General features: G+C 62.0%; 10 protein-coding genes and 1 tRNA gene. 1 reads left to right on the forward strand and 10 read right to left on the reverse strand.

The features are described 5' to 3' along the window. The first annotated feature begins 192 nt into the window (after positions 1-192). Positions 193-280, forward strand: a tRNA-Leu gene (locus tag NUW12_12995). Positions 281-796: 516 nt separating this feature from the next. Here the strand turns inward: NUW12_12995 and NUW12_13000 are convergent. The 10 genes from NUW12_13000 to NUW12_13045 all read right to left on the reverse strand — a co-directional run bounded on the left by NUW12_13000 (position 797) and on the right by NUW12_13045 (position 11,171). Beyond that, complete coding sequence (locus NUW12_13000; protein MCR4403659.1) at positions 797-2,017, reverse strand: MFS transporter; 1,221 nt, start codon at positions 2,015-2,017, stop codon at positions 797-799. Between the two features lie 355 nt (positions 2,018-2,372). Continuing rightward, the gene (locus NUW12_13005; GenBank protein MCR4403660.1) at positions 2,373-3,536 is read right to left on the reverse strand and encodes a transglutaminase-like domain-containing protein; all 1,164 of its coding nucleotides are present in this window, start codon (positions 3,534-3,536) and stop codon (positions 2,373-2,375) included. Positions 3,537-3,639: 103 nt separating this feature from the next. After that, positions 3,640-4,551 carry a formate/nitrite transporter family protein gene (locus NUW12_13010; GenBank protein ID MCR4403661.1) on the reverse strand — a complete coding sequence of 304 codons (912 nt, stop codon included), beginning with the start codon at positions 4,549-4,551 and terminating at the stop codon, positions 3,640-3,642. A 178-nt stretch (positions 4,552-4,729) separates the two neighbouring features. Then, positions 4,730-5,821 carry a hypothetical protein gene (locus NUW12_13015; GenBank protein MCR4403662.1) on the reverse strand — a complete coding sequence of 364 codons (1,092 nt, stop codon included), beginning with the start codon at positions 5,819-5,821 and terminating at the stop codon, positions 4,730-4,732. A gap of 26 nt (positions 5,822-5,847) precedes the next feature. Beyond that, entirely contained in the window at positions 5,848-7,080 is a 1,233-nt protein-coding gene (locus tag NUW12_13020; protein ID MCR4403663.1) for a serpin family protein, read from the reverse strand. Between the two features lie 394 nt (positions 7,081-7,474). Beyond that, a complete protein-coding gene (locus NUW12_13025; protein MCR4403664.1) occupies positions 7,475-8,008 on the reverse strand; it encodes a nitroreductase family protein in 534 nt (177 codons plus the stop codon). A gap of 51 nt (positions 8,009-8,059) precedes the next feature. Then, on the reverse strand, positions 8,060-8,983 hold the full coding sequence (locus NUW12_13030; GenBank protein ID MCR4403665.1) for a hypothetical protein: 924 nt from the start codon (positions 8,981-8,983) through the stop codon (positions 8,060-8,062). 256 nt (positions 8,984-9,239) lie between these two features. Then, positions 9,240-9,686 (reverse strand): Hsp20/alpha crystallin family protein, encoded by a 447-nt coding sequence (locus tag NUW12_13035; GenBank protein ID MCR4403666.1) that lies wholly within the window; start codon positions 9,684-9,686, stop codon positions 9,240-9,242. A gap of 124 nt (positions 9,687-9,810) precedes the next feature. Continuing rightward, the gene (locus NUW12_13040) at positions 9,811-10,302 is read right to left on the reverse strand and encodes a GNAT family N-acetyltransferase (GenBank protein MCR4403667.1); all 492 of its coding nucleotides are present in this window, start codon (positions 10,300-10,302) and stop codon (positions 9,811-9,813) included. Positions 10,303-10,304: 2 nt separating this feature from the next. Beyond that, a complete protein-coding gene (locus NUW12_13045) occupies positions 10,305-11,171 on the reverse strand; it encodes an FAD/NAD(P)-binding protein (protein ID MCR4403668.1) in 867 nt (288 codons plus the stop codon). Positions 11,172-11,245 lie beyond the last annotated feature (74 nt).

Consider the following 11,245-nt stretch of genomic DNA (forward strand, 5'->3'; position numbering starts at 1 on the left):
AGCGTCGACATCACTTTTCCGTGAGGTCTCTACCTACTTTCCCTTGACAGGTACGAGACTGCGCGGCCTACTTGCCCCAGGGCTCGCTGATGGTGTATAATTTATGACAGGCGAAGGTGCAGCGACGGTGCGCGTGCACCAACCGTGATGGATGGTCTTCAGTAGACAATCGCATGTGAACCGAGTTTAGGTGCCGAAGTGGCGGAACTGGCAGACGCACGCGACTCAAAATCGCGCGGAGTGACCCTCCATGGGGGTTCGATTCCCCCCTTCGGCACCAAGGTTTTGTGCGGAATGCGTCAAACAGGCATTTGAGCGCTGAGCAGGGCTTTTGTGGCCCTGCTCAGTGTCGTCTTCGTCGCCTTTGTCCCCGTTGACATCAGAGATTGGCCAGAGAGTAACGAGAGCCCGACCCGTGGGACGGAGTCGGGCTACAGAAGAATCCGATCCGGTTCAGGCGCTGAGAGCGGAGGAGTCTATTCACTCAACTGCAGATGGGGAAGAAACAGAAGCAGAACAGTACCACGAGCACTATGATGACTATGATTATGATCCACCACCACCAGGAACCTCCGCCTCCACCCGGCTTGGTAATCTCGGCCATTCAACTCACCTCCCTAAGACAGCCCTCGACGAAGATCTCCAGCAGCGCACCCCTGCGGCGCCAGGCGCTATATCATATGCCCGCCCGGACTAGGGTGACACAGCGGAGTCTCGCTGGCCCCGAACACGCAAGCAGCCCGGCCCCTCGAGGGACCGGGCAGACTGTGCGAACGCGGTCTTGTACCCGCAAACCTCACGTGATCGGGGTCGAGCTCTCACGATCGCGCGAGCACACCTCTGTGCGCCTTGCCGCGCGCGCACTCGTCGATAGCGCGTTGACCACCGAAAGCGCCAACATGAGACCGCATCCGACGGGTATCAGCAGCATTCCCGTGCTCAGGGAGAACGCATCAGACACCAAGCCGATGAGCCAGGGGAAGACGGCCCCTCCGGCCGCCCCCGCCGCCACGAGCATGCCGGTCACGCTCCCCGTCGAGCCCGGGAAGAGCGACGTTCCTTGGGCCATGATCGTCGGGAATATGCCCGAGAAGAAAAACCCAAGGGCAACGCATGATGCGAGCGCCGCGCCAACGCCCGGTCCCATCATCAGAGGCAATCCCGCCAGGACCGAGCCCGCGCAGCAACACGCGATGAACGACGAGTGGCCCAGCCTCTCGGAAACATACGCAGACACCAGCCTGCCGAGAGTCAGCGACGCCCAGAAAAGCGAGACCGCGCCCGTGGCCACCTCGCGCGTCGCCCTCAAGGCTGCCGTCAGGAACGAGAACACCCAAGCGCTCACTCCGCTCTCGACGCCCACGTAGACGCACACCAACCCGGCGAGAAGCATGAGCCGCCTATCAAAGGCCAATGAAGACAAACGCTCGCGGCTCGGCTTTTCCCCGGCCGGACGAGGGGCACCGAGACGAGGCGCGATGCGGCGAGCGCCGAACGCCAGGAGGAACACGAGGGAGCACGCGGCCATCGCCAGGTAAGCGTACCTCCACGTCACCGAGCCTGCAACGATGTACCCTGCCCATAGAGGCCCGACCAGCGCGCCGACCCCGAAGAACGTGTGGAGAAGGTTCAAGGCGAAAGCCCTTCTGTGAGCGTTGAGGTCCCCGACCAGAGGAGCCAATCCCGCGTCGAACCCTCCGAACCCGACACCCATGGCGAAGAATCCGAGGTCCAGAAGCCAAACGTTGCGAAAACATCCGATGAGAGTCAATCCACATATCAGAATGGCGGTCGTGGCGACCACGAATTTCCTTTTCCCGAAGGTGTCGGCGAGGACTCCGCCCACCAGGACCGACAGAATGAACCCTGCGAACTGGACGGTGAAAAGGCTACCGGCCCGGGATAGACTGAGCTGGTAATCAAGCCGTAGTGATGGTAGCAGCGGGCCTGTCATCGTGTTGGTCATCCCGAAGATCACAAAACCCGCAGCGCACAGAGCTCCCAATCCCCACCCCATCGTGCCCAAATCCTCTCACTCTCCTGCAACACCGAGACTGGGACGAGGTATTCAACGCGAGACAACGACATCCCTGCACACCACCGAGATGTTCGCCCGACTCCGATCGGTGCGAAGCCGGCCGCAATCGTTGTATGACTCGCCACAGACGTGGATGCCACCATAAGGGCCGCACCTGGAGGCGCTCCACGGTGTTGGACAGAGAGACAGCAGGTGGTCACGGGGGAAATGAGGGGAGTAAGCGCGACTTGCTCCAGGCGCTCGGATAGCCACGGGGACTCAAACCGACCGACCGATTGGCGAAGTGATCGTTGGAGTGGAGGCTTCAGGCACGGCGCCTTTCGCCTTTCCCCCGTCACCGCTTCCTGGTCCTCCCCCCTGCCCTTCGCCGCTCGAACCGCCGCCCCAGTGCAGGCAGCGCCCATCCGAGGAACACCGCTGTAAGGACTGTATTTGCCAAACGCCCATCCCAGCGCGTCTGCACGGTGACTTCCGGCACGATGGTAACGCCTTCAAAGCTCGCCCCTGCGACGAATCTGAGCGGAGCGGACATGGCTCCGACGACCGCGCCCCTGCTCCTTACTAGTTCCAGTACTTCCTCGTAGGCGCGTTTCGCCGCGGGGGCGCTGCCGTACGACAGGTGCATTCCGTCATTGCGGCCGAAGTGCAGCCGCGGCGCGATGGCTGAGGCCCAGGACGGGTCGGCCATGAGCCACCGACTCCCGTCGTGGAGTTCGACCCACGCGTGTGCCCCTGCAGGATGGCCCCACTTCCGTGTCACGGCAAGGAGCGGGACCGGCGGAACGCCGGCAAACGCCAACCCCGACACCACTCGAGCCGGGATGCCTGAGGCCCGGCACAGAGCTACGGTCAGGCCGGCGAAATCCTCGCACACCCCGACACCCGTCTTGTAGGCCGTGACGGCGGAGGATGTCACACCCGTCCGAGTGCCCTTTGGCCACCGGAGATAGCCCGCCACGAAGCGGTAGATGCGGTACGCCTTCCGTCTTGCGCTGGCCTCGCCGCCCGCAAGCGCAGCAGCTTTCTCCCGAATGGAGGGATGGTCTGACTCTATTCCCTCCGCAGGAGCCAGGTCTGACGCTTCAGACGCGCCGGCCCACTCCGCCATTCCTTGCCTGACCGTGACCGCGTACTCGACGAGAGCTTCCGCCTCGCCGCTCGTAGCGGCCCCGCCCTCACCCTCAAAGAACAGGACGGGAAGCCCGCGCACATGCCGTTTCTCCCACACGCCTTGCCAGATGACACGCTGAAGCGTCACGGATTGGTATGGGCCGCTCTCCGGCACGAAAACGTGCAAGCGGACAGAGGACCCCTGGACACCTCCGGAAAAGCGATATCGTTCAGCTATCCGGTAGCTCACCCGTGCAGGCGCCCAGAAGAAGACGACCAGGCAGGCCACGATGAAGACCGTGCCGTAACCGATCCGCCACACGGCGACCCGTCGCGTATACGCGGCGCGTTGAGCCCTCGTCTCAGGTCTAGGTCTCGGGCTTTCCATGTAAAGCACCACCGCGGTAGCGCACGATAGGCCGAGGACAGCCCCATCGGCAGTCGCCTCGGCTCCCCAGCTCCCCGCCCTTGTCGCCTCTCAGCGCAACTTCTCAGACGGCTCTAGAAACCTTCGCGGCCTCTCCTCTTTCAGCCCTTCGCAAGTACACGTACCAGTATGCCGCGCCCACGAATACCCCAGCCCCCGCCATGTTGCCCAGGGTCACCGGGATGAGGTTGTTCACGATAAACGTTCCCCACGTGGCTTGAAGGACTGGGACGTGCCCGGCCGCTCCAGCGGATGTCCCGACGAAGGCGAGGTACGCCGGATCGCTCCCGGCGAACAGGCCGAGCGGAATCAGGAACATGTTCGCCACAGAGTGCTCGAAACCGATGACCGCGAAAGCCATTATCGGCCACCAAATGACCAGGATCCTCCCTGCGATGTCCTCTGCGCTGAAAGCCATCCACACGGCGAGCCCCACCAGCCAGTTGCATCCAGCAGCCCGAAGGAAGGCCTGCCACCATGAGAGGGCGGTTTTGGGGTTCGCGGTCCGGACCGCGAACGCCGCCCAAGGCATCTGCGTGACCAGGTCGCCGGTCCTCACGGGTTCCATGACTATCCCGGACAGGTACGCAAGAACGAAGGCAACGAAAACGGAGCCTGCGAAATTCCCGAGATAGACAAGGACCCAGTTGCGAACGACTCCCTCGAAGAGCCCAACCTTTCCGTCCAGGTACGCTAGAGACTGAGTCATGAAGTTCCCGGTGACGAGTTCCGCCCCGGCTACGATCACGATCATGAGGCCCACCGGGAATACGCCTCCGAATACGAGCCTCGCCAAACCTCCCCACGCTTCTTTGGGCAGCGCCCCGGCCGCCCGCACTGCGAGAAGGCCCCCCAGGGCGACGTACGCTCCCGCCAGGAAACCGAGGAGCAACGTCTTACCCGCGGGCAGCGCGGCTTTCCTGAACCCCAGTTGCGCCATGCCTGCGGCCACTTCATCCGGAGACTTCAGAGCCATAAGGCCCCACTCCCCTTCCGCACGGAGAGGTCTTGAGAAACGTGCCTCTGTAGTCGGGGCGTGCCCCGAAGCCAATCCTGCAGAACCCCATCACCGCCACCGACGGTCGGCCTCTTTCTCTCGCTTTGGCTTTGACACAGGTCGCCATCTCGGACCACACCGGGCAGCGCACGGGGCATCACTTGTTGAATTGCAGTTCTCTCAGAATGTCTTCGAAGGGATCATAGTCCTCTTCGTCGCTCGGCATCTGATATGCCTTCCGCGGCGCGCTGGAGATGTCTATCATGATGTCGTCCTCGAACAGGTACGGGCCGTTGTACTGGATGAGCTGCATGAATACCGCGTCATGCGCACTGAAGAACTCCGGGGCATCGCTGTACACCCCCACCAACTCGCTCTTGGACACCTCGTCCGACGTGGTCACGCGCGGCGCGTGCCACAGTCCCCCCATCGCCCGGATGCCCAAGCCAGAGCTCGATCCGCTCCGCTCACCCTCCCGAAGGTACAGAGGTTCGCCGAAGAGCGGCTCGCACAACGTGCCGGGCGCAATGACCACGAGGTCGATCTCGCCCTCGCCTCCGAACGTGTTGGTCGTCTTGAGCGGGTAGAAGAGGTCCTTGGTCTTGAACCTGTACACGACGGGCTCCACGAAACGTGTCTCCGGCGTGACCTCTACGACATCGAAGACGAAGAACCTTATGTCGCGGCTCACGTAGTCCGCGGCAATATCCTGCACCACCGCAAAGTCTTTCGACTGAAGCAGGCCCTTGTCCGCTAGGCGACTCTCCACCCACTGCCTGAACGCCCCGATTTCATTGACCTTAACGACGGTTATATCGTGGGCTCCGAGCTTCACATTCAGCCGTATCTCGACCGGCGACGCCGACACCGTTCCACTCTTTGACGTAGTGAGAAAGACCAGCCTGTGTTCGTGCATCAGCTGGGCAACGACCTTGAACGGATCCCCTTCGTGGAGGCTCACCTGTGGCTCCGTGGGGAACGGAATGAACCTCAGGATCGTCGTCTTCCTGTCAGCCTGAAGGTCCGTGCCCAGAATCAGGACCTCCTCCTCCAGGTTGTGGAGAATGATGGCTTTCTGCGCCTTCTCCTCAACCTTCGCCGCTGTCGTAAGGATCCTTCCCATGTCCGCGCTGGTGCCTTCCGAAAAGGACAAAACAGCCAGGATAGCCGCGATGACTATGCCTGTCAACTCCGCCCTCCCGCACGTGACGTTCATGCCGCGAGAAAACTTCGCACCCGGCAAGCTCACTCCATCGTCACCTCCAATCTACGTGCCTAGTGCGCGGGGCTGACCAGCCTACCCATGAAGAGCACGCTTCCGGTGCGTAGGTCGCGGATGAGGAAGATGAACGGACGATCCGCCCGAAATACGTGAGGCCGAGCGGGGACAGCCAGCTTTGCGCTCATTATCACAGCCGTGGCTGCAGCCGCCTCGGTGCCTTCCTCATTCACTTCCACGAATGCCTTGTGAAGCACTTTACTTATGTACAACTTCGAACCTGGAGTCATGCCAGAGAAATTGGCTGCGGACATGTCGAACGCGTCCCTCATCCCGAGCGAGTACAAGGCGTCATTCAGCACAAACCGCTGTTCAGACTTGAATCGCGGCAGGAAGACCTCCACCTCCGCCTTGGCGAGCTCCGAAAGCCAGGATCGGACAACACCGGGCTCGAGCACATCCTCGAGCTCCGCCAGCTGCGACCCTTCCTGCGGGAGCAAGATGACCATCGAGAGATCTCCGCCGGAATACGGCATCTCCAGAATCTGCGCGTGGCTGTTCTCCGCGTAGTTGAACTGCGCCACCAGATGCATCATGGGAACGTCCACTGTAGATTGAGCGGACACGTGGAACGGCATAGGTTTCGTATCCTTGGAGTTGAACCGAGTCTGCCATTGCCCCTTGAAGTATATGGCATTGGTCAGAACGAGCCGCGTGAGCGGAGTCAAGTCCTGAGCCTGGATTAGGTCCTTTATCTTGCCGCAGGTCTTCGTCTCGACCCACTTGTTGATGGTCGCCCGCGCCTCCTCGCGTGCGCCGACGTAGTCGACTTCCCGAAAGCCCGCCCCATAGTGCTTGTTAGTGATGTCTAGAAACTCGGGAAGAAACTCGTAGCCCATCTGTCCCCACAAGGCGTTGGCCACGGAGAGCTGATACTGTTTCCCAGGAAGGTTGTACGTTTTCGTTAGGTCCGAGAAGGCAGCGTGCAGCTTCTCAGACTCCAGATCGAAATGCAGCGTCCCCGCCATCTGTCTCGCGGTCTCGCCGCGCGCGCCCGCGTACGTCATGGCAAGCGCCGACGAAATGCTGTATGGCGAGAAGAAGATGTTGCCCTCGTCTTGGGCGAGTTTCTTGTAGAGATCAATCGCGAAACTGGTGTTGCCGGAGACCAGGGAGTCGACGTCCGCCCTGTCGGTCGCGAGCGCGCTTGCGCTGAGATTGAGGAAGGCAACCGTCAGAAAGCATGCCATTACCAGCATTAGCTTCGAGTGTGCTGACCGTACGTTCATCGTTCCTCGAGACCTCCCTTCTTGCTCCTTCGCTTCCGTATTCCTCTGCTTCCGTATTCCTCGACGCGCCCGCATGTGTGTCCGGAGCCTCTCCGACCGTCCCCCACAGGCTCATCCCTGCTATCTCCTCGCTCAGAACTGCCGGACGAAGCCGAGACCGGCTCCAATAGTCATGACAAAGCAAGCGGACGCATTGACCGCGTCCCGCGTCCATTCAGTATTGTACTATTCTTTCGACACCAACTCCTGGTATTCCTGCTCGTTCGCCAATGCCCTGGGACCCAGGGCTGGCACTACTCGAGACAGCAGGCAAGCGTTCCGCTCAGTCGAAACGCGCCGAGAGCGGCAAGACCAGTTTGGGGGCCATGATCGCGCGGCTGGATCCCTTTGCCCCTCAGTCTACCACCACGACGACCTCTTCCCAGGGTCGCTGAGGGCGCGGGCGCTTGCCAGCTGGATCTCTCTTGGGGTAGCCGATGGGTATCATAGCGACGGGCCGCTCGCCCTCGGGCAGACCAAGGGCGCGCCTTGCGGCATCCTCATCGAACGCCCCTACCCAGCACGCCCCAAGGCCGTACGCCACCGCTGTGAGGAGCATGTTCTCGATTGCGGCCGCGGTGTCCTGGATGCAGTAAAGTTCCGAACCACGCCTCCCGTACTTGGATTCGCTCCGCTTCGGCTCGACCGCCACGACCACCACCACAGGCGCCTCCTTTACGAAGCCCTGCCCGAAAGCGGCATCCGCGAGAGCGGCCTTGACGTCAGGCCGTTTCACCACCCAGAATCGCCATGGCTGAATATTGCCTGCCGATGGCGCCATCAGGGCACAACCGATGATCCGGCTTATCGTCGCATCGGGAACCGCGTCAGGCTTGAACTCCCTAACGCTCCTGCGTTGTTCGATCGCCTCGACAAGGTCCTTCGTCACTCAGAATCACCCTCCGTCTCGGTCGCTGAGTAATGGCCACGCCGCGAAAGCTCAGGAAGCGCGACCAGGGCACATTCCACTGATGGGCGGCGGACCGGTCGGCACAGGACCGGTTGGCGCAAGACCCGTGGGCGCAAGACCTCCCGCAACCCAAGGAGGACGCGCCTCCTCGTGACAACGCTGGAATGCCTCATGTTCGATCCACAAATAGCCAAGCAGCCTCCGAACCGCTGGTTCCCGCGCCTCGGTTTCACTGCGTCTCAGGCGCACGGCTCCACCCTCTCGTCCCTCTCGTCGAACGTCCGTCCATAGCCTGCGAAGGACAGGGTTCTCCAGGCTTCCGGGGATGTGCGGTCTGACCACGACCCGAGAGCAGCGTTGGCCGAGACTACTCACGAGGTCCTTGACGAGGGGAAGCCCGTCCGCCGGGACAAACGCCGGACTCGTGGCTAGAGTCATGAGGACGACTCTGCTGTTGGGCATCAAGAACCTGTCGTGCGGCACGATCTCGAAAGCCGTTCCGCGACCTTCGCGGCACCGCCCCTTTTGATGATAAGAGAGCCTCTTGCGGCCCACCGACAGCCGAACTCCGGGGGTGTCCCACCGCTCCCATTCGCCGGCGTCGTAGAGCCATCGAGGCACGACCCAGACTATCTTCGAGAACATGCCCTCACCGGCCGCTCTCCTAAGGAAGTTGCCGCAATGTACAAGCCACGGGAAAGTGTCGTAGAAGTCAGAATGGGCGTCCACATGGACCAGCGTGGCCGAGTGAGCGCCCCATTCCCTCCAAACGAAGTACGCCTCTTTGTGGTCGGTGAAAGCCATCATCGGACTGGCGTCCCAGTCAAGCCCGGCCTCCTCGAGTCGCCCCACGAATTCGCCCGGCTCTATCCAGCAGCGCTGTCGAATTCGGGGATTTCCACACGTCCTGGGCCGGAACATGAAATCCGCATCGATGTCCAAGTATACGCCCATATCCCGCACCGCTTCCTGCTGTCTTGGGCGTGGCTGGCGCGACGGCGGCTCTGACACGTGGCCTGGGGCTCGAGTCGTTCCGTCGGTCGCCCCTCTCTTCCAGAGTGTACATAGATGCGCCCGGAATTCAAGCCCCGATGAGGTCGTGCCGTGCTGCGTTGGATCGGGCTGGTCCCGCGACCCGGGCGGTGGCAGGGGCTCGGGCGAAACCCGAGGCCCCCGGGGCGGAAATCGACGGAGTCGGCGGAAGATGCGGTCAGTGAATGTCTAGTCTGTAGACCTTACCCTTCGCCTCCTCGGCCTTCGGAATGACTACCTCCAGGACGCCGTTCCTGAAGCTGGCCCGCGCCTGGTCGGGCTTCACCTTCGTTGTGATCGGCAGCGTCCGGGAGAACGAGCCGTAGGCACGCTCGCGGCGGTACACGTTCCTGTCCTCGATCTCCTTCTCGTACTTCGATTCTCCCTTTATCGTGAGAGCGCTGTCGGTGAGGGTTATCTCCACATCCTTCTGATCCACGCCGGGCAGGTCCGCCCTCACAACGACCTCGTTCTCGGTTTCGTACATGTCGACCGACGGCTGCCACGCCCGACCGAGCGAGAAGCCGCCCACTGCACGTCTCGCGAATGTCTCGTCGAACACCCTGTTCATCGCGTCCCGAATCGTCGCAAGCTCGTCAAAAGGATCCCATCTCACTAGGCTCACTTACTGGCGTCCTCCTTCCGTGGTCTGTGTCCGAGCGCCGCACGGAGTGTCGTCCGTAGTATTCCATGAGCGCGCGGGCCTTAAACGGCTTCGGAGGCCGCTCCGGTGGCTCCCATTGCCCGTCCTAGCCGCAGCTCCCCCCGCTTCCCCGTGTCCCTGAAGGGGTCCTTTCCTCGCACACGGATCCGCTTTCGGCGGGCTGACATCGGTCGAAATGCATCTCGAGCAGCAACGCCTCGTCACCGAATCCGAGCCTCCTGTAGAAGCGTTGCGTCCCTTCGTTTTCGAACATCGTGCTCACCGAGATCTCTTCACAACCCGCGCGTTTGGCTGCCTCTATGGCTGCTGCTACCAGTTCCTCCCCGACTCCCCGACCCCGCGAGTCCTCGGACACCACGCACTCCTCGATGAGGGCAGTCGGACCAGAGTGGTAGAGATTGGGATGAATATGGTAACTCACGAGGCCGATTACGCGCCCGCAGGCCTCGGCGACGAGTGCCACGCACCCCGGGGAGCACAAGTAGTGAGCGACGAATTCGGGCGCAAGACGGGTCTCCTCTCCGTTCGCCCGGGCGAGCTCCCGAACGAGCGCGCAAATGGCCGCCGCGTCGATCATCATCAGTATTCCGGAGGCATCTCGAGCAGCTGGCGGTACGTGAACACCGGCCCGTCTCGACACACGTACTTGCTGCCTATGTTGCACCTGCCGCATTTCCCGATTCCGCACTTCATCCTCATCTCGAGCGTGGTGATCACCTGGTCCGGCTCGAACCCAAGGTCCGTCAGAGTGGCTAGCACGAACTTGATCATCACGGGCGGCCCGCACGTGATCGCCACGGCGCGATCCGGTCGCGGGGCCACCTCCTTCAGCACCGCCGGCACGAATCCCACGCGTCCGGTCCATCCGTCCTCATGCCGGTCGATGGTGACCACTTGATCGACGTCATCCCTCATGCCCCACCGCTCGAGCTCGGCCTTGAACACGAGGTCTCCCGAGCTCCTCGCACCGTAGATGATCCGGACTCGACCAAACTCCCTCCTGAGCTCGTCCGAAAGCACGTAGTTTATGAGAGAACGCAGCGGTGCAAGGCCGATGCCGCCCCCAATGAAGATGAGGTCCCTGCCTTTCATGTCGGCGATGGGGAACGTGTTGCCGTACGGGCCTCTCACCCCGATCACAGCGCCCTCGGACAGGTAATGTAGCGCCGTCGTGACTTGGCCCATCCTCTTCACGCTGAACTCGAGGTATCCTCGGTCGGTTGGAGAGGACGTGATCGAAATCGGCGCCTCCCCCACGCCGAACACAGAGACCTCCGCGAACTGCCCGGGCAGATATCGAAAACCGTCCCGGGCCGACGCACAGCACAACTCCACGCGAAAGGTCTTCACGTCGCTGGCCTCTGTCTCCCGCGTCACGCGCGTGATCACGGCAGGATACGGGACGTACGGGTTGGCGTTCGGGCCAAGTGTCGTCCCCTGATCCATTAGTTCATCCTCCCAGATCTTCCAGCTCGCGGCTCCCGCCTTACAGCCTAAGGGCGCTGGCCCTCGGCAGCGCC

It is taken from the genome of Bacillota bacterium, from assembly GCA_024653485.1.
Lineage (GTDB): Bacteria > Bacillota > SHA-98 > UBA4971 > UBA4971 > UBA6256.